The sequence below is a fragment of the Pseudomonas serbica genome, from assembly GCF_028823535.1.
In the GTDB taxonomy this organism is placed as follows: Bacteria; Pseudomonadota; Gammaproteobacteria; order Pseudomonadales; family Pseudomonadaceae; genus Aquipseudomonas; species Aquipseudomonas serbica.
This window is the reverse complement of record NZ_JAQIYM010000008.1, coordinates 76740-95015: the sequence shown is the minus strand read 5'-3', so window position 1 is coordinate 95015 and position 18276 is coordinate 76740. Positions and strand designations below refer to the sequence as shown.

Sequence of the window (18276 nt, the reverse complement as noted above, 5' to 3'; positions counted from 1 at the left end):
AAAAAAATGAATAGCTTTTTGTGTAGGAGCGAGCTTGCTCGCGAAGAGCCTGAGAACGACGCGTTGAATCAGCAAGCACGCGTTATCATCAACGGCCATCGCAAAGCAGGTCGCCCCCCGCAGTGGGTAGTGGCGATCAGTTCGCAGTCGCAGGCTTGTGCAGCCCCATCAGCGCTTTCTTCACGGCCAGGCTCTGGTAGTTGATATTGCCGGGGTTCAGACTGACGCCTTCCTGGAACGGGTACTGGCCCAGCGTTGCCATGAAGGCCTTGACCTTGACCTGGATCGGCACCAGCAACCACGCCTGGTCCGCCGCCCAGCGCTTGGCCATTGGCGATTCCTTGCGCGCGGTCTGGAACGGGTCGGCCAGCAGGTTGGTCAACACCGGCACGTTGGTGACCTTGCGCGAAGCGCTGGCGAAATCCCCGGTCATTTGCGCGAACGCCAACCGCCACTCGCGCCAACGGATCGCATCCAGGTCGCCGCCCATGCTGAAGTAGAAATATTCCTCGCGCGGGCTGTCCTTGACCTCGCCCTTGAAGAACGGCAGGAAGTCATAGCCATCCAGATGCACACGGAACTGCTTGCCGTTGAGCTGCGTACCCTTGGCCAGATCCGCTACCAGGTTCGGTGCGCCCGCCGCCGCGGCCAGGGTCGGCATCCAGTCGTTATGGGCAATCAGGTTGTTCATATGGGTACCGGGCTTGAGTACCTTCGGCCACTTGACCAGCAACGGCACACGGTGCCCGCCTTCATTTGAGGTGCCCTTCTCCCCAGCGAACGGTGAGGTGCCGCCATCGGGCCAGCTGAATTTCTCCGCGCCGTTGTCGGTGGTGTAGATCACGATGGTGTTGTCAGCAATGCCCAGGTCATCGAGCTTCTTGAGCAACTGGCCAACCTGCCCGTCATGCTCGACCATGCCATCGGGGTACAGGCCGACGCCGGTCTTGCCTTCGGACTCTTTTTTCAGGTGGGTCCAGATGTGCATGCGGGTGGCGTTGAACCAGGCGAAGAACGGCTTGTCGGCCTTGTGCGCCTTGTCGATGAAGTTGTTGGTGGCCTGCACCAGCTCGTCATCGATGGTTTCCATGCGTTTGCGGGTCAGCGGACCGGTGTCTTCGATCCTGCCGTCGGCATAGGAATGGATCACACCGCGCGGACCGTATTGTTTCCTGAACGCCGGGTCCTTGGGGTAGTAGTAGGTCTCCGGCTCTTCCTCGGCGTTCATGTGGTACAGGTTGCCGAAGAACTCGTCGAAGCCATGGTTGGTCGGCAGGTGTTTGTCCCGATCGCCCAGGTGGTTCTTGCCGAACTGGCCGGTGGTGTAGCCCTGTTGCTTCATCGCGTCACCGATGGTCGGCGCCCAATCGGGAATGCCGTGTTCGGAGCCGGGCATGCCGATGGTCAACAGACCGGTACGGAACGGGTGTTCGCCCAGGGCAAAAGCTGCGCGACCTGCGGTGCAGGACTGTTCGCCATAAGCATGGGTAAACAGCACGCCTTCCTTGGCGATGCGGTCGATGCTAGGCGTTTCATAGCCCATCATGCCCTGGTTGTAGGCACTGATATTGAAGATGCCGATGTCATCGCCAAAGATGACCAGCACGTTCGGTTTGTCGGCGGCAGAACTGCAGACCGCTACGGCCAGCAACGTGCTCGCGACGCTCAGGTCGCGCAGCCGCTGGCGTAGCCATCGGCATGATTTTGTCATCATGTCTTGCTCCTTGTTCTTATTGTCTGGTTCGAACGCGCCTGGCGCAAAAACAGGCGCGCAGCGTCGGGTCTAGGCGTCCTGCATGAGTGCGCTGTAGGCCTGCAGGTGATGGTCGTCGTCACCGAACTGGCGGGCGATCATCAGCAAGTGTTTGGCATGGTGCGACAGCACGTATTCCCACGTCAGGCCGATACCGCCGTGCAACTGGATACCCTGGTCGGCGACGAAACGCGCGGCGCGGCAGACGGTGTACTTGGCGGCGGCCAGGGTGCGGCTGCGTTCTGCGCTGTCCGGCTCATCGGCCACGCAGGCGGCGAGCAGGGTCATGGAAGTCGCCTGGTCGAGTTCGATGTACATGTCGACCATGCGGTGCTGCAGGGCCTGGAATTTGCCGATGACCTGGCCAAATTGCTTGCGGGTCTTGAGGTAATCCAGGGTCAGCGCGCAGGTCGCCTGCAGGCTGCCGACGGCTTCGGCGCACTGCGCGGCGATGGCGCGGCCCTGCTGATAACGCAACGCATCCAGGGCCTTTGCGTGCTCGCCCAGTACAGCGGCGCTGCTGACGAACACGTTGTCCAGGAACAGGTCGCACGCCCGGCGGCCGTCCATGCTCGGGTATTCGCGCACACTCACGCCCGCGCTAGACGGATCGACCAGGAACAGGCTGATGCCCGCCTCGTCACGTACATCCCCGGACAGCCGCGCCGAGACCAGAATCAAACCGGCACTCTGCCCGCCCACCACCACCGACTTGCGCCCCGTGAGGGACCAGCCACCGGTGACCGCTACGGCGCGGGTCTGTACATCGTGCAACTGGTAGTGGCTCTGCGGCTCTTCGACGGCCACCGCCAGTTGCAACTCGGCGCTGGCCACCGACGGCAGCAGTTCGTTCTTTTGCGCCGGGCTGCCCAGTTGATCGATCAGGCCACCCGCAAAAATTACCGAATGCAGCCAGGGCTCCAGGCACAGGCCGCGACCGAGTTCCTGGGCCACCAGCATCACATCCACGCCATTGCCACCGAAACCGCCGACCTCCTCGGCAAACGGCACCGACGTCAACCCCAGTTCGCCCATCTGCTGCCAGAACTCGGCGCTAAACCCCTTGGCGCTCTCGCGAAACTGCTCGCGCTGCTCGAACGTGTAGGTGTCGCGTACCAGGCGCGCGGCGGTGTCTTGCAGCATTTGCTGCTCTTCGGAAAGTTTGAAGTCCATGGTCTGCCCCTTAGAGTTCGAGAATCATCTTGGCGATGATGTTCTTCTGGATTTCAGTGGAACCGCCGTAGACCGAAGCTTTGCGCATGTCCAGGTACTGGCAGGTGGAGCTATTGCTGAACTCGCTGTGCAGCAGTTCGCCCTCATGGTCGTAGCCCAACTCGTCCTTGAGGAACGGGTTGGCGTAGGCTCCCATGGCTTTGGTCAGCAGGTAGGTAATCGCCTGGCGAATCTCGGTGCCCTTGATTTTCAGGATCGAGCTTTCCGAACCGGGAACACCGCCCTCCTGGGCCGCAGCGAGGATGCGCAGGTTGCTCATGCCGATGGCCATCAACTGGATTTCCACGTCGGCGATCTGTGCCCGAAAGTGCGGATCTTCGATCAGGGGCTTGCCGTTGCGACGCTCCGCCTTAGCCACCGCTTTGAGCCGCGACAACATGGCCTTGGCGATGCCGATCCCGGCGATGGTCGTGCGCTCATGGGTCAGCAGGTACTTGGCACAAGTCCAGCCCTCGTTCTCGCGGCCGACCAGGTTCTTCACCGGTACCCGCACGTTGTCGAGGAACACTTCGTTGACGTAATGGCCGCCATCGAGGGTGATGATCGGCCGCACCGTGATGCCGGGGCTCTTCATGTCGATCAGCAGGAAGGAAATGCCCCGTTGCTGTTGCGCCTCGGGGTCGGTGCGCACCAGGCAGAACATCCAGTCGGCCATGTGCCCGGTGGAGGTCCAGGTCTTCTGGCCGTTGACCACGTAGTCGTCGCCGTCCCGCACCGCGCGGGTGCGCAGGCTGGCCAGGTCGGAGCCGGCGCCCGGCTCGGAGTAGCCCTGGCACCACCAGTCCTCGCAATCGAGGATGCGCGGCAGGTAATGGGCCTTTTGTTCTTCGGTGCCGAACTTGATGATCACCGGGCCGACCATGTTGATGCCGAACGGCACGATTCGGGGCGCACCGGCCACCGAACATTCTTCATCGAAAATATGCTTCTGCACGGCGGTCCAGCCCGTGCCACCCTGCTCCACCGGCCAGCTCGCCGCCAGCCAGCCCTGGTCATTGAGGGTGCGCATCCACAGCACCTGGTCGGCTTTGCACACCGACTTGCCCTGGTTGATCCTGTCCGCGATGTCTTGCGGCAGGTTGGCCTCGAGAAACCCGCGCACTTGCTCGCGGAACGCCACTTCCTCGGCGCTGAAATGAATGTCCATCTGATACCTCAATGATGAGTCGCCAGCCTGTGGCTGGTCTTGTTAGTCGATGACCGAGTGGGGCCTGCCGTCGCACAGGGCAACCTGGCGACGGCAGCGCAGCGTCATTGATCGAAGACGATGACCGAGCGCGCCAGCTCGCCACGGCGCAACTCGTCGAAGGCCTCGTTGATCTGCTCAAGCTTGATGCGCTGCGAGATCATTTCATCGAGCTTGAGCCGGCCCTGCATGTAGAAGTCGGTCAGGCGTGGCAGGTCCACCGGGAAGCGGTTGGAGCCCATGAACGACCCCTGGATGCGGCGCTCGTGCAAAATGGCCATGGGGTCCAGTTCCAATTTCACGCCGGGTTTGATCATGCCGATGATCGTCGCGGTGCCGCCGCGAGCCAGCATGCCGAACGCCTGCTCGGCAGTTTGCTTGAGGCCGATGCACTCGAAGGCGTGATGCACACCGCCTCGGGTCAACTCCAGCACCTGCGCAACGGCGCTGCCGTCCTTGGCGTTGACCACATCGGTGGCGCCAAACTGTTTGGCCAACTCCAGTTTCGAGTCGAGCATGTCGATGGCGATGATTCGCCCGGCACCGGCCAGTGCCGCGCCATTGATGGTGGACAGGCCGATACCGCCGCAACCGATCACCGCCACCGTCTCGCCCGGGCGCACCTTGGCCGTGTTGAACACCGCACCGGTACCGGTGGTGACCGCGCAACCGAGCAATGCGGCGCGGTCGAGCGGCATGTCGCGGCGAATGGCCACCAAGGCGTTCTCGTGCACCAGCATCTGCTCGGCATAGGCCGACAGGTTGATGAACTGGGTCATCGGTTTTTGTACGTAGGTCAGGCGCGACTCTTCATCGACACGGCGCTTGGTGTCCGGGGACACGCACAACGACAGGTGCCCGGTGACGCAATGCTCGCAGTGGCCGCAATAGGCCGACAGGCAGGTCACCACGTGATCGCCCGGCTTGACCGTGCGCACCTCGCTGCCCACTTGCTCGACGATGCCGGACGCTTCATGACCGAGCACCACCGGCATCGGGTACGGATAAGCGCCATCGACGAAGTGCAGGTCGGAGTGACAAACCCCTACCGCAACGGTGCGCACCAGCACTTCCCGTGGGCCGGGCTTGCTAATGCCGACTTCTTCGATGATCAGTGGCGTACCGGGGGCATGCAGAACGGCAGCTTTCATATTTTTATTCTCTTCTTTAAGCAGGATGTGGCCGGCGATGGCGAACGGATCCGCCATCCCGGGGGTTGTCTTAGCGCTTGATCATCGAACCGACGAACTGACGGACCTGTTCGCTGTACGGAGGACGCATCGCGTCCGGCCCGTCGACAGCGCGCAGTACCGATTTGCCGTGGCTGAAGGTGCGGAAGCCGTCGATCCCGTGGTAGCAGCCCATGCCGCTGTGACCGACACCGCCGAAGGGCAGCGTCTCGACACCGCCATGGCGCAGCACGTCATTGAGGGTGACCCCGCCAGAGGTGGTGCGATTGAGTACAAAGGACTCTTCCCCGGCATCGTCGCCGAAGTAGTACAGGCCCAACGGACGTGGACGCGAATTGATGTAGCTGATCACTTCCGCGAATGATTTGTAGGGTTTGAACGGCAACAGCGGGCCGAAAATCTCGTCCTGCATGATCTGCAGTTCATCACTGGGGTTGCGCAGCAGGGTCGGCACCATCTTGTGGTGCTTCTGGCCACTGAAATCCTCGCCGGCCGGGTTCAGTTCGATCAGCTCGACACCCGCGTCACGCGCCTCGTTGAGGTAACCGTGCAGACGTTCAAAGTGACGGGCGTTGATCACCGAGGTGTAGTCCGGGTTCTCGAGCAGTGTCGGGAACAGCGTGGCAACCACGTCCCGGACCGTTTCGACGAAGGCGTCCTGTTGTTCCTCGGGCACGAACACGTAGTCTGGCGCCAGGCAGATCTGCCCGGCGTTGTGCAGCTTGCCGGTGAGGATTTTAGTGACCGCGACTCTAAGGTCGGCGGAGCGCGAAATGATGGTCGGCGACTTGCCGCCCAGCTCCAGGGTGACCGGCACCAGGTTCTCGGCGGCGGCGCGCATGACGTGCTTGCCGATGCTGCTGGCGCCGGTGAACAACAGATGGTCGAACGGTTGCTGGCTGAAGGCGTGGCCGATGTCCGGGCCACCGGTGATGATTGCCACTTCGTCTTCGGCATAGACTTCACGGAAGATCCGCGCCAGCAACGCCGAGGTTTGCGGGTTGTATTCCGAGACCTTGATCATCACCCGGTTGCCCGCGGCCAGGGCCCCTGCCAGACCGTTGAAGACCATGTTCCCCGGAAAGTTCCAGGCCGTGAGAATGCCCACCACGCCCAGCGGCTGATACTGCACCCACGCCTCGCCGCGGTCGGTGGCCCTCTGGTCTGGCTGCATCCATTCGGCAATTTTCGCCTTGGTATACTTCAACGATGCCAATGGCCCCAGTACATCGAGCATGCGCGAAAAGTCGCGGCTGCGATGACCGAAGTCCGCTGACAGGGCTTCGATGATGTCGTCCTGGTAATCGACCAGCAGGCCGATGGCCCGGTCGATCAGTTCGCAGCGTTGTGCGGCCGTCCAAGGCTCACTGGCAAGGCTTGCGGCACGTTGCTTGTCCAGGATCACGCGAATATCGGCAGCCTTCAGGTTTTCGTTGGCACTCATGGTGTTCGGACTTCCATGCAAGGGTGGGCGGTTGGGGAGCTGCCAATCCGGTGTCGTCCCGTTACACTGGCGGGCTCGAACCCTGAATCGGGTGTCGCTCATGACAGGCGATACTAGAAAGGCCCGCACCGGCCCGACGACAACCAAAGGTAGGATGCATGGAAGGTTTTGAACGTAGTTCCAACGAACCAGCACAGGGAGCAACGCCACCCATTCGCGCGGGTAAATTCCTGGCGCCGGCCACCCTGCCGGGTCAATTGGAACGTTCAGCCTTGCTTGAGCAACTGCAACCACGCGATGGCTTGCGGCTTATCCTGATCAGTGCCTGCCCCGGCTACGGCAAGACCACGCTGCTGCAGCAATACCGCGAACGTTGCCTGGCCGAAGGCCGGCGTGTGTTGTGGTGCAACCTCGATGCCCTGGACAAAGATCCGCAGCGCTTGACTCAAGTACTGCTTACCGGCCTGCGCGATATCGGTTTGATCGAGGCGGGCGACAACCCCGCTGCCGAAAGCAGTGCGGCGCAGCGCGAGCACTGGCTGCTCGAGCACATCGCCGCGAGTGACGACGCGTTCACCCTGCTGATGGACGAATTCGAAGTCCTTGATCAGACGCCGGCCCTCGAATTCATCCAGCAGTTGCTCAAGGCGTTGCCCATGGGGGCGACGCTGGCCATCGCATCGCGCACCACCCCCCAGATCAATCTGGGCCGTTTGCGCGCCCGTGGCGAACTGCTGGAGATCGGCACCGATGCGCTGCGCCTGAGCCCTGACGAGACTGCCACCTACATCTTGCAAAAGCGCCAGTTGCCGCTGGACCTGGCCGATATCGAAAGCCTGCACGAGCGCACCGAAGGCTGGATCTGCGGCATTTACCTGGCCACCCTGTCTCTGCAAAGACACGGCGATCCGGCCGCGTTCATTGCCTCCTACAACGGTTCAAACCCGGCATTGGCGGAGTACTTCGGCGAAGACGTGTTGGCCCGGCAGACCGCGCAGGTCCAGCAATTTCTGTTAGAAACCTGCGTCCTGGCGCGATTCTGTCCAGCCTTGTGCGATGCCGTCACAGGTCGCCATGACAACCAGTCGATGATCGAGTCACTGGAACGGGCCAACCTGTTCGTGATGGCAACGGACGAGCAGCGCCAATGGTTTCGTTATCACCCGCTGTTCGCCGATTTTCTCCTGCAAACCCTCAAGCGTCACCCGGACCTGTTCGAGCGGCAGCATCAAAAGGCCGCGAGTTGGTATTTCGCCAATGAGCGCCTGGTAGAAGCCCTTGAACATCTGTTTACCGCCCACGCTGTCGACGAAGCAGCCACGCAACTGGTGCTGCACATCGACGAACTGGTGGAGAATGGCCATGCCAGCCTGTTGATGCGCTGGCTTTCGCGCATTCCCGTGGAGATACGCGATGTGCATCCGCGCCTGGGCATTGCCTACGCCTGGGCACTGCTGCATGCGCGTCGTCACAAGGACGCACTGCAGGTCCTGGAAAACCCGGCGCTGGCGCAAGAACACCACTACGTTCACCCGCTGTTGCTGCTGATCGGCGACCGTGTCGATGAAGCGCTGGTGGCCGCCACCGAGTTGTTGTTGCAGCTGGGTCCTGAGGACAAATTGCAGTATCGCGTCACGGCATTTGTGCAAATCTGCGCGCTGTTCTACACCGGCCGCTTCGACGAAGCACGCAAAATGCTCGGCGGAGCCGGGCTGCGCGAGGCGCAACAGGAGTCGACCTACCTGCGCGATGTCACCGATGCGCTGGAAACGATGCTTGACCTGACCCAAGGGCAACTCGACAGCGCCCTGACCCGCGCGGACACGGCCATGCGCCGCAGTCGCGAGTCGCTGGCGGGTACGCCACCGGTGGGTTATCCGGTCCTGCAAACCATCCATTGCGTGGTGCTCTACGAAACGGACGCGGTCGATGAAGCACGGCGCCGACTCACCGAACTGCTGCCCTATGCCCGGCAGCATGCTGCGCCGGACTCATTGATCAGCACCCATGTATTATTGGCCCGCCTTGCCTACCTGCACGGCGACCGGCCGGCCTGGATGCGATATCTGGCCGATCTCGATCAGTTGGGCCAACTGGCCGGTTCTACGCGCATCCTCTGTTCGACCTGGCTGGAACGGGCGCGTGTCGCCACCCTGGAAAATCGCCTGGATACCGCCGATCACGCCATGCGCGCCGCCGAGCAACTGAGCGACTGGGAACAACCGGGCGTGACCTTGAGCGCCAATGACGTCGACACCCCTTTCATCGCGCGCCAGCGCCTGCGTATCGCGCAAGGTGATAGCGCTTGCGTCGACACGTTGCGTCAGGCCATGGCCCACGCCCTTGAACGACACCAGCATCGTCGGGCCTTGAAGTTGCGTTTGTTGCTGGTCCTCGCACTTGACGGCGCGAAACACCACAAAGAGGCGCTTGAACATTTGACGGCGGCCCTGCGCCTGGCCAGCCACGTCGGATTTATCCGCACCTTTCTCGATGAAGGCGCGCCCCTGGCGGCTGTGCTGGAGCGCTGGTCGGTGACCTACCATGGCCAGGAAGAAGCGTTGGGCATTGGCAGCGGTTTTATCGCCCGGTTGCTGCGTGGCGAAAACAGCCACAGGAAGGTCGAACCCAAGCGTGAAGACGAACCGCAGACCACTCTCTCCACCCGTGAACTCCAGGTGGTGCGCTTGCTTGCACTGGGCTACCGCAACCGCGAAATCGCCGAGAAAATGTTTCTCTCGGAACTGACGGTGAAATCGCACTTGCGCAAGATCAACAGCAAACTCGGCGCGGGCGGACGCACCGAGGCGGTGTCGATCGCACGAGCCCAGGGGTTGCTGGACTGATCGCTCCTACAAGGATCGTACGGATGCCAATGCGTTTTCGATGAAGGCCAGCATCTGCGTGTGCAGCAACTCCAGATCGACGGACGCGGGGTTCAGCAGGACCTGCAGCATCATGCCGCGCAACGTGCCCAGGAACAGCAAGGCCCCTGTCATGGGGTCCACGTTCGAGCGGATCTCGCCGTTGTCGATGCCTTCGCTGATGTACCTTGCCAGATGCTTTTGCACCGAGAGGTTGTACTCGGCGAGGACCTGCACCGTTTCCGAGTCCTGGGTCACGGCCTCCGACATCAGGGCCAACAGTGCACGGGTATTGACCCAGTCGCCGTCCGGGCGCGCCAGATAGACACTGACAAATCCCTTGAGCGCATCCATCCCCGGGCGCCACTGCGGCGACCGGGCCTGTACCAGCTCCATGAATGTCGCATTGACGAAACCCGCCAGGGCACGCAGCAGACCGGCCTTGTTGCCAAAATGGTGAGTCGCCAGGCCACGACTGTAGCCCGCTTCCTCGCCCACCTCCGATAGCGTCATGCCGACCCAGCCCTTGCGCGCGACGATCTGTCGGGCAGCGACCAGCAGGCGTTGTTCCGCCTCAGCGCGACGCTCCAGTTGCGTGCGCCGCGAAGTCGGCTGGGTGGTTTTTTCTACGGGTTCCATCGGGTGATTCCTTACTGTCCTGTAAAAACGGGCGTGCGCCGTTCAGCCATGGCGCGGGTGCCTTCGGCAAAGTCGGCGCTGACGATCTGCCACTCCTGCTCGGACGCCTCGCGATCAATGATCCGGTCAACCGCATCGGCCAGGCCCATGCGCAGGGTCTCTCGGCTGGACATGACCGCGCCGGGTGCCGAAGCGGCGATTTCCTCGGCCAGTTCCCGGGCCTGTTGGCGCTCCATGCCCGGTTCTGCCAGCACATCGGCCAATCCGATGCGCACGGCTTCACGGCCATCGATGCGCCGCCCGGTGGCGATCAGCAACGAGGCCATTTGCGGGCCGACCAGACGCGGCATGGTAACCGAAATCCCGAAACCCTGATGAATGCCCAGCCGGTTGAAGTTGGCCGAAAACCGCGCTTTTTCGCTGGTCACGCGAAAGTCCGCCACCAGTGCCAGGCCCAGGCCTCCACCGATCGCGGCGCCCTCGACCACACAGATCAGCGGCTTGCGATTGCGAAACAGGCGCACGGCCGACTTGTAGACACGGCGCGGGTATTGCGGGTCGCGCTGATCGGCACCCGAGAAGTCCGCCCCGGCGCAAAACACCTTGCCTTCAGCCTGCAGGATAACGACCCGGCACTGTGGCAAATCGTCGAGGTATTGCAGGGCGTCGGCCAGGTCATTGATCAGTTCGGCATCGAAAAAATTCAGTGGCGGACGGTTGAAACCCAAGGTTGCGACATGGCCTTCAAGGCCCAGTGCCAGGCCGCGGCCGGGGGTAAAGGAGGTATTGGTCGACATGCAAGCTCCGTGTGTTTGGCGAGGTTCAACAGAAGCAGCGGCTTGATTCGCCGCCTGGGATGCTGTTAGCTTATTTACTTGTTGGGCGTTCAGCAAGTTACAAAAACAAAACAACAATCCTCTTCATATGAGCAAAAAAGCCATGCAGGCACTCGATATACGTCCCTGTCAATTGGACGCCAGAACCCAGGCTTTACGGGCCCAAGTGCGCGAATTCGTCGCCGAAACACTGAAGGACTACCCGGCTCGTGAACGCGCGAAAAACTGGAACGGTGCCGACCCTGAGTTCAGCCGCAAGCTGGGCGAGCGCGGTTGGCTGGGCATGACCTGGCCCAAGCGCTACGGCGGACATGAACGCAGTGCCCTGGAGCGTTACGTGGTGCTTGAGGAGCTGCTGGCCGCTGGCGCGCCAGTCAATGCGCACTGGATCGCCGAGCGGCAATCCGGTCCGTTGCTGATGAAGTTTTCCCCTGATGTGCTGGCGCCACGGCTGATGCCGGCTATCGCACGCGGCGAGCTACTGTTCTGCATTGGCATGAGCGAGCCGAATGTCGGCTCCGACCTGGCGTCGGTGCAGACCCGGGCGGTAAAAACCGAAGGCGGTTGGCTCGTCAATGGCAGCAAGGTCTGGACCACGGGTGCCCACCGCTGCCACTACATGGTCACCCTCCTGCGCACCGGACCGAAGGACGAGAGCAATCGTCATGCCGGGTTGTCGCAACTGTTGATCGACATGCGTGCCTCCGGCGTCACGGTTCGGCCGATCTACAACATGCTGGGCGAGCATGATTTCAATGAAGTGTTCCTCGATGACGTGTTCGTGCCCGACGACTTTGTCATCGGGCAGCCAGGTGATGGCTGGAAACAGGTCGGGGCCGAACTGGCGCTCGAGCGCAGCGGCCCGGAGCGCTACCTGAGCAGCACCCAGTTGTATCTGGAAATGCTCGACGCCGCCGACCCACAGGATTCGCGCCACCGCGTCAGCCTCGGTCGCGTCGCCGCGCGCTACGCGGTGCTGCGCCAGATGTCGTTGGGCGTCGCCGGCATGCTCGCCCGCGGCGACAACCCGGCAACTCCGGCAGCGCTGGTGAAGGACCAGGGCGCCCTGCTCGAACAATCCCTGCCCGACCTTGCCCATGACCTGTTTGGCGGCACCCGCCAACCCGGTTCCCGACTAGACCAGGTGATGCGTTACCTGACCCAGACCGCCCCGTCGTTTTCCCTGCGTGGCGGCACCCGCGAGATTCTGCGCGGCATCATTGCCAGAGGATTAGGACTGCGATGAACCAGGCTACCCCCTTTCAAACACTGGATGACAGCGCGCCATCCGAGCTGCAATCGATCATTGCCGACAGCGTCGAGCGCCTGTTCGACGAACAGATCACCCCCCAGGTGCTGGCCAGTTTCGATGCCGGGCAAGCCGCGACAGCGTTGTGGCAACAGGTGCTCGAGCAAGGCCTGCCCGGTGCCTTGATGGACGAAGAGGCCGGCGGCAGTGGCGCCAGCTGGCTGGAGGTCAGCCCGGTATTGCGCGCCATAGGTTACTGGAGCGCACCCCTGCCCTTGAGCGAAACCATGCTTGCCTCGCTCTTGCTGAGCCGTGCCGGGCTTGAAGTGCCTGTGGAACCGATCACGCTGATTCAGATCGGCCGCCTCGGCGACCTGGCGTTGACCACAGATGGCCATCTCGAGGGCCGCGCATTCAATGTACCGTGGGCCCACAGCAGTCGCTGGGCGGTTGTCGCCAATGACGCGGGACGACTGGCATTGGTAGACCTGCGCCAGCCCACCGTCAGCCTGGAGGTCGGGAGCAATTTTGCCGGTGAGGAACGTGACACCCTGCACTTCGCCCACGCTCGCATTCACGCCATCGGCCAGTTGCAGATAGCGGATGTGCAGGAACCTGTCTGGCTGTTCGGCGCGTTGATCCGTGCCTGCATGCTGGTCGGGGCGCTGGAGTCGAGCCTGGACAAGGCCGTCGGCTACGCCAACGAGCGCGCCCAGTTTGGCAAGGCCATCGGAAAATTCCAGGCGATCCAGCAGCAACTGGCGCAGATGGCCGGAGCCATCGGTGCCGCGCGCATGGCGACCCAGGTCGCCTTGCGTAGCGCTTGCGATGCCTTGCAGGCAGAACCCGGGTGGCGCAGCAGCCTGGCGTTCGATGTGGCCGTGGCCAAGGTCTGCGCCGGCGAGGCCGCCACCCTGGCCACCTCGATTGCGCACCAGGTTCATGGGGCCATCGGCTTCACCCACGAACATACCCTGCATTTCACCACCCGGCGCTTGTGGTCGTGGCGCGATGAATTCGGCAGCGATTCGCAGTGGGCTGATGTCCTCGGCCAAGCGGCGATCGCAGCCGGTGGCAAGGGCTTCTGGGCAGGACTGACAGAGCGCCAGTTCTGACAAACAGGCATTGCCCGCCAGCGGGCACTGCCCCTCAACCAAGTTCTCGCAAAGGGAGTTGACTGCCATGACCCTGCACTGGAATACGTCCGGTTCATTCACCCGTACCCCTTGGCACTAGCCGGCATCACCCCTTGGTCAGATCCACCAACGGCGTTTGCCGCACCTCCGTCTGCCGCCCATCCTGAATCTCGCTTACCTGCTTCAAGGCCTTATCCACCGCCGCCTTATCCGCCAACAAGCTGTAGCTGATGCGGAATTGCTTGTGTTCCTTGGGCCCAATTGTGGGTACCAGGTTCAGTGGACGCTGATAACGGCGGTTGTAGGAAAAACTTGTCCCCGGCTCCAGCCCCGTGACATAGCCCTGGCCTTGGGTATCGGTGTTTTTCCACAGGGAAAACACGGGCAGTGCCTGGGTATTGAAGCCCACCGAAACGCCCAGGCTGCCGGCCTTGTTATGCAACACGGTCAACGTATCGCCCTTGGCATCGGCATACGGCACCACGTTGTAAACCGTTTCGTCGTAGTCCTTGGTCGGTGCGCGGTAGGTTTGCCAGTCGGGCAGATCGCCCTTGGCCTTGTCGTTGAACGGCGACACCTGTTTCACCGGCGCGGCGAAACGAGCGCCCTGCTCCAGGAACGGGGTGCTGAAGTTGCTGTGATACAACGCCTGGTATTCCTTCGGATAGTCGCCGTTGTTGGTCAGGGTGTCGTTGAGGGCGAACACTACGCTGCCGGGTTCGGTGACCAGTTCGGTCGCGACGGAGAAGTCGACTTTCTTGAATGCCTGCTCTTTCAGTTCGCCGCGCAGGGTGATGGCGTACGGTGGTTGCTCATCGATATGCAGGGTGACTGTGTTCGCAGGAATGTTGGCGGCCCGACCGTGCAGGGTCAGCAGTTCGCCGTTGTCGACGCCGGGGTGGCCGACCCACTCGTATCCGCAGCGGGTGACCAGCTCGTTGAAACCTTCCAACCAGCCCAGACCACCGCGGCCATTAAGTTCGATGAAGGACGGATTGACCACTTCCTTGACCGGCGAATCCCAGCCCATGCGCACATTACCGACCGAGGCCTGCAAGACGTTCATTCCGCGAGTCGGCACTACCGAGAGTTTCATCGTGCCGTTATCGATGTCGACGATGCTGACGCCCTCCTGCCGACCGCCGTGCAAGGTGCGCAGGGTAACGCTGAAGGGTTTGTCGGTTTTGATGCCGAGTTGCTGGCTGGTGATCTGCCAGCTCCGGGCGGCTTTGTCGGTGTCGAGCAGAACGTAATCCCAAGCCATGGCGTGGGAGGCAGCGGACAGTGCGCTGAGGGCAACAAAGAGTTTGAGCGGGGTCATGACAGCAGCCTTTTTTGGAGTTGTGCCATTTATATAAACTTGATGAAACGTTTCAGCAAGCTGAAAAAACGACACAGCGCCAGATTTCGTCAAGGCAATCAGTGTTGAAGCAGAAGCGGTTTTCCGGACCTTTAGTTACATTTTGCATTAATTCCATTTATTCATAGGTTAAACTGATCAATCTGCCTGCTCCCGAGTACATGCCTATGGCCATCAACTTCGACCTCAACGACTTGCAAGCTTTTCGTGCTGTTGTCGAGCAAGGCAGTTTTCGAAAGGCCGCCGACACTGTGCGCATCTCTCAACCTGCCTTGAGCCGGCGCATCGACAAACTTGAAGATGCCTTGGGTGTGCGGTTGTTCGAGCGCACTACGCGCAAAGTCAGCCTGACACAGGCCGGACGAAGCTTTATTCCCAGCGTCGAGCGCTTACTGGATGATTTGGACGTGGCGTTGCTGGGCATCAGCGAAGTGGCTTCGACCCGGCTCGGCCATGTCACCGTCGCTTGCGTACCGTCAGCGGCTTACTACTTCATGCCGCGGGTGATCGCGCATTACCACCGGCAATTTCCACGCATCAAAGTCAAAGTGCTCGATTCCAGTGCTCACGACGTGCTCAGTGCCGTGGTCAACGGCGAGGCAGATTTCGGCCTGAGCTTCATAGGCACGCTGGAGACTGAAGTCGAGTTCGAGCCGCTGGTGCAGGAAAGTTATGTTGTCGCGTGCCGGCGTGATCATCCGTTGGCGGGTCGCCAAAGCGTGAGTTGGGACGAGTTCTATCAGCAGGACTACATCTCGCTAGACAAGACGTCGGGCAATCGCTTTCTGCTCGATCAGGCGCTGACCGGCATCGTCCCGCAACGCCAGGGTATCTGTGAAACCCGGCATGTGACGACGATGATCGGTTTGGTGGAGGCTGGGCTGGGGGTAGCGGCGGTGCCTCTGATGGCGATGCCGGCAGCGGATCATCCGATATTGACGCGAGTGCCGCTGACCGACCCGCAGGTGATGCGCAGTGTTGGCCTGATCAAACGCCGAGGTCGTACATTGACCCCGGCGGCGCTGGAGCTGGAGCGCTTGGTGGTGAAAATGAAAGTTCAGATCAACGACTGACCGAATCCAGGCCGGTGGCCTTTACGTCCGTTTGCGCCTGCGACGACGCCAGGTATTTCAATAACGCCCTGGCTTGCGCTGGGTGTTGTGCGCCCACGGGAATGGCGCCAGCGAAACGCGTCACCGACTGCACCGGTTCCGGAATCTTCGCCACAAAACTTACGCCCGGCACGGGCAGCAATTCGCTCACCTGCTGAAAGCCCAGTTGGTAATCGCCGGTGGCGACTACCTCACCCACGGGAATCTTCGGGATCATTTTCGATTTAGGTTTGAGCTGGTCTTCTATGCCCAGGCGCGTGAACAGTTGATTTTCGATGTATACACCGCTTGCGCTGTCTGAATAGGCGACAGACTCCGCGTTCAGTAATGTCTTTTTCAATGCATCGACGGTACTGATGTCCGGTTTCGGTGCACCTTCACGCACCACGAGACCGATCCGCGAATCTGCCAGCTCTACCCGTGAGGCGGGATCGACTTTGCCCTGCTTGATCAACTCGTCGAGGGCATAACCGACCATGATCACCACGTCCGCTTTTTCGCCGCGAGACAGTCGGTTGGGAATAGCTTGCGGCGCGTTGCCCATCGACGGGCCAAGGGCGGTATCGAGCGTGTTGCCGGTAGACGCGGCAAATTTAGGGCCAAGGACTTTGTAGGCGGCGGTGAAACCACCAGAAGTCATCACACGGATTTCCTCCGCCTGGACTGCGGTGCTCAGGCCGAGGCTGGCCACCAGGGCGAAGGCGGCACCATTGAATAGCTGTTTCATCGTTGTTTCTCGCAATTGGGCGGGATCAAGAGAGCGCGGGTTGCAAACGGCCGGTCGAACGGCGATAGAGATAGAGCGTCGCGCACAGGGCACAGAGCGCAGCGAAACTCATCCAGTAGCCAGGCGCAGCCTTGTCGCCGGTGTACTGAATCAGGAGGGTCGACATTGCCGGCGTGAAACCACCAAACACCGCCGTCGCCAGGCTGTACGCCAGGGAGAAACCGGCGACGCGGACTTCCACCGGCATGATCTCCGTCAGCGCCGCAATCATCGCGCCGTTGTACAAACCGTAGATAAACGACAGCCACAGCAAGACCAACAGCATGTTGACGAAGCTGGGCGCGTTCACCAGATAGGTCAGGGCCGGATAGGCGGTGGACAGGGTCAACAGGGCCATGGCGATCAACACCGGACGTCGACCGATACGGTCAGACAACGCACCGCCGACAGGTAACCAGAAGAAGTTCGAGACACCCACCAACAGCGTCACCAACAGCGCATCGGAGGTGCTCAGGTGCAACACGGTTTTGCCGAAGGTCGGGGCATACACAGTGATCAGGTAAAACGCTGTGGTGGTCAGCGCGACCATCATCATCCCGGCAAACACGATCACCCAGTTCTGCCCGAGGGTGCGGAACACATCGCCCATGCTCGGCCGATGCTTGCGCGCGGCGAACTCCTCGGTTTCCTGCAGATTGCGGCGCAGGAAAAATATGAACGGAACAATCATGCAGCCGACGAAAAACGGAATTCGCCAGCCCCAATCGGCAACCATCGCCGGCGCCATCCACTGATTCAGCCCAAAGCCCAATGCAGCGGCGACGATGATCGCGACTTGTTGGCTGGCCGATTGCCAACTGGTGAAAAAGCCTTTGTTGCCGGGCGTGGCAATTTCAGAAAGGTATACCGAGACACCCCCCATTTCCGCACCGGCCGAGAAGCCTTGCAGTAGACGACCGATCAACACGATCGCCGGTGCGAACAACCCGATGGTTTCGTAACCGGGCACCAGCACGATCAGGATGGTGCCGCTGGCCATGATCGACAGCGTTACGATCAGGCCTTTGCGTCGCCCGACATCATCGATGTAGGCACCGAGCACTACCGCACCCAGCGGACGCATCAGAAAGCCTGCACCGAACACCGCAAAAGTCATCATCAGCGAGGCGAACTCACTGCTGGCCGGGAAGAACACAGCCGCAATCTGCGTGGCGTAGAAACCGAAAAGAAAGAAGTCGAACTGTTCAAGGAAATTGCCCGAGGTGACCCGGAAAATCGCACTGGCGCGTGAGCGCCCGGAAGCTATTGATGTTGTCATTGACCTGTACTCCACCGCTTTTATGACGTGCACTGCCTGGACGCACTGCACGGTTTTTATTGGGGAGAATGGTGGAACAGGCAGACCGATTTGATAAGTGCATTGTTGGCATGCATTGATGCGCATGACGCATCAACACGCATCCCTGAGGTGAGCGAGTCTACGATCGGGCGAGTCCATGAGCAGCAAACTACGCTTCATACTGAATTTATGATTTAACTAGATAGTT

At 61.1% G+C, this 18276-nt stretch carries 14 protein-coding genes; 4 read left to right on the top strand and 10 right to left on the bottom strand.

Annotated elements, in window-relative coordinates; translation table 11 throughout:
* Nucleotides 1-136: 136 nt before the first annotated feature.
* The 5 genes from NQL71_RS14510 to NQL71_RS14490 form a co-directional block, all read right to left on the bottom strand.
* Complete coding sequence (locus NQL71_RS14510; protein ID WP_256721406.1) at nt 137-1714, bottom strand: arylsulfatase; 1578 nt, start codon at nt 1712-1714, stop codon at nt 137-139.
* A 69-nt stretch (nt 1715-1783) separates the two neighbouring features.
* A complete protein-coding gene (locus NQL71_RS14505; RefSeq protein ID WP_274642872.1) occupies nt 1784-2926 on the bottom strand; it encodes an acyl-CoA dehydrogenase family protein in 1143 nt (380 codons plus the stop codon).
* 10 nt (nt 2927-2936) lie between these two features.
* Nucleotides 2937-4133, bottom strand: coding sequence for an acyl-CoA dehydrogenase family protein (locus NQL71_RS14500; protein WP_274642871.1), 1197 nt, complete (start codon nt 4131-4133; stop codon nt 2937-2939).
* A 104-nt stretch (nt 4134-4237) separates the two neighbouring features.
* On the bottom strand, nt 4238-5323 hold the full coding sequence (locus NQL71_RS14495; protein ID WP_274642870.1) for a Zn-dependent alcohol dehydrogenase: 1086 nt from the start codon (nt 5321-5323) through the stop codon (nt 4238-4240).
* Between the two features lie 70 nt (nt 5324-5393).
* Nucleotides 5394-6806, bottom strand: a complete 1413-nt coding sequence (locus tag NQL71_RS14490; protein ID WP_046819242.1) for a coniferyl aldehyde dehydrogenase — start codon at nt 6804-6806, stop codon at nt 5394-5396.
* Nucleotides 6807-6964: 158 nt separating this feature from the next.
* On the opposite strand from NQL71_RS14490, the gene NQL71_RS14485 reads away from it, so the two are divergent.
* A complete protein-coding gene (locus tag NQL71_RS14485) occupies nt 6965-9652 on the top strand; it encodes a winged helix-turn-helix domain-containing protein (protein ID WP_274642869.1) in 2688 nt (895 codons plus the stop codon).
* Between the two features lie 6 nt (nt 9653-9658).
* Here NQL71_RS14485 and NQL71_RS14480 read toward each other — a convergent pair whose 3' ends face one another.
* Both NQL71_RS14480 and NQL71_RS14475 read right to left on the bottom strand, forming a co-directional pair.
* Nucleotides 9659-10309, bottom strand: a complete 651-nt coding sequence (locus NQL71_RS14480) for a TetR/AcrR family transcriptional regulator (protein WP_077183394.1) — start codon at nt 10307-10309, stop codon at nt 9659-9661.
* A gap of 11 nt (nt 10310-10320) precedes the next feature.
* On the bottom strand, nt 10321-11106 hold the full coding sequence (locus NQL71_RS14475) for an enoyl-CoA hydratase/isomerase family protein (protein WP_046819245.1): 786 nt from the start codon (nt 11104-11106) through the stop codon (nt 10321-10323).
* 142 nt (nt 11107-11248) lie between these two features.
* On the opposite strand from NQL71_RS14475, the gene NQL71_RS14470 reads away from it, so the two are divergent.
* Complete coding sequence (locus tag NQL71_RS14470) at nt 11249-12391, top strand: acyl-CoA dehydrogenase family protein (protein ID WP_046819246.1); 1143 nt, start codon at nt 11249-11251, stop codon at nt 12389-12391.
* Nucleotides 12388-13509 carry an acyl-CoA dehydrogenase family protein gene (locus NQL71_RS14465; protein WP_274642868.1) on the top strand — a complete coding sequence of 374 codons (1122 nt, stop codon included), beginning with the start codon at nt 12388-12390 and terminating at the stop codon, nt 13507-13509. The genes NQL71_RS14470 and NQL71_RS14465 overlap by 4 nt, the downstream gene beginning before the upstream one ends.
* A gap of 127 nt (nt 13510-13636) precedes the next feature.
* On the opposite strand, the gene NQL71_RS14460 is transcribed toward NQL71_RS14465, so the two are convergent.
* Entirely contained in the window at nt 13637-14851 is a 1215-nt protein-coding gene (locus NQL71_RS14460; RefSeq protein ID WP_046819248.1) for an aldose 1-epimerase family protein, read from the bottom strand.
* A 206-nt stretch (nt 14852-15057) separates the two neighbouring features.
* On the opposite strand from NQL71_RS14460, the gene NQL71_RS14455 reads away from it, so the two are divergent.
* A complete protein-coding gene (locus NQL71_RS14455; protein ID WP_077183391.1) occupies nt 15058-15963 on the top strand; it encodes a LysR family transcriptional regulator in 906 nt (301 codons plus the stop codon).
* Here the strand turns inward: NQL71_RS14455 and NQL71_RS14450 are convergent.
* Nucleotides 15953-16729: a substrate-binding domain-containing protein gene (locus NQL71_RS14450; RefSeq protein ID WP_274642867.1), complete on the bottom strand. Its 777-nt coding sequence runs from the start codon at nt 16727-16729 to the stop codon at nt 15953-15955. The genes NQL71_RS14455 and NQL71_RS14450 overlap by 11 nt on opposite strands.
* A gap of 25 nt (nt 16730-16754) precedes the next feature.
* Nucleotides 16755-18047 (bottom strand): MFS transporter, encoded by a 1293-nt coding sequence (locus NQL71_RS14445; RefSeq protein WP_046819251.1) that lies wholly within the window; start codon nt 18045-18047, stop codon nt 16755-16757.
* Nucleotides 18048-18276: the final 229 nt, after the last annotated feature.

Coding starts and splice junctions, on each gene's coding strand:
- NQL71_RS14510 (WP_256721406.1), bottom strand. CDS start 1,714: ATGATGACAAAATCATGCCGATGGCTACGCCAGCGGCTGCGCGACCTG.
- NQL71_RS14505 (WP_274642872.1), bottom strand. CDS start 2,926: ATGGACTTCAAACTTTCCGAAGAGCAGCAAATGCTGCAAGACACCGCC.
- NQL71_RS14500 (WP_274642871.1), bottom strand. CDS start 4,133: ATGGACATTCATTTCAGCGCCGAGGAAGTGGCGTTCCGCGAGCAAGTG.
- NQL71_RS14495 (WP_274642870.1), bottom strand. CDS start 5,323: ATGAAAGCTGCCGTTCTGCATGCCCCCGGTACGCCACTGATCATCGAA.
- NQL71_RS14490 (WP_046819242.1), bottom strand. CDS start 6,806: ATGAGTGCCAACGAAAACCTGAAGGCTGCCGATATTCGCGTGATCCTG.
- NQL71_RS14485 (WP_274642869.1), top strand. CDS start 6,965: ATGGAAGGTTTTGAACGTAGTTCCAACGAACCAGCACAGGGAGCAACG.
- NQL71_RS14480 (WP_077183394.1), bottom strand. CDS start 10,309: ATGGAACCCGTAGAAAAAACCACCCAGCCGACTTCGCGGCGCACGCAA.
- NQL71_RS14475 (WP_046819245.1), bottom strand. CDS start 11,106: ATGTCGACCAATACCTCCTTTACCCCCGGCCGCGGCCTGGCACTGGGC.
- NQL71_RS14470 (WP_046819246.1), top strand. CDS start 11,249: ATGCAGGCACTCGATATACGTCCCTGTCAATTGGACGCCAGAACCCAG.
- NQL71_RS14465 (WP_274642868.1), top strand. CDS start 12,388: ATGAACCAGGCTACCCCCTTTCAAACACTGGATGACAGCGCGCCATCC.
- NQL71_RS14460 (WP_046819248.1), bottom strand. CDS start 14,851: ATGACCCCGCTCAAACTCTTTGTTGCCCTCAGCGCACTGTCCGCTGCC.
- NQL71_RS14455 (WP_077183391.1), top strand. CDS start 15,058: ATGGCCATCAACTTCGACCTCAACGACTTGCAAGCTTTTCGTGCTGTT.
- NQL71_RS14450 (WP_274642867.1), bottom strand. CDS start 16,729: ATGAAACAGCTATTCAATGGTGCCGCCTTCGCCCTGGTGGCCAGCCTC.
- NQL71_RS14445 (WP_046819251.1), bottom strand. CDS start 18,047: ATGACAACATCAATAGCTTCCGGGCGCTCACGCGCCAGTGCGATTTTC.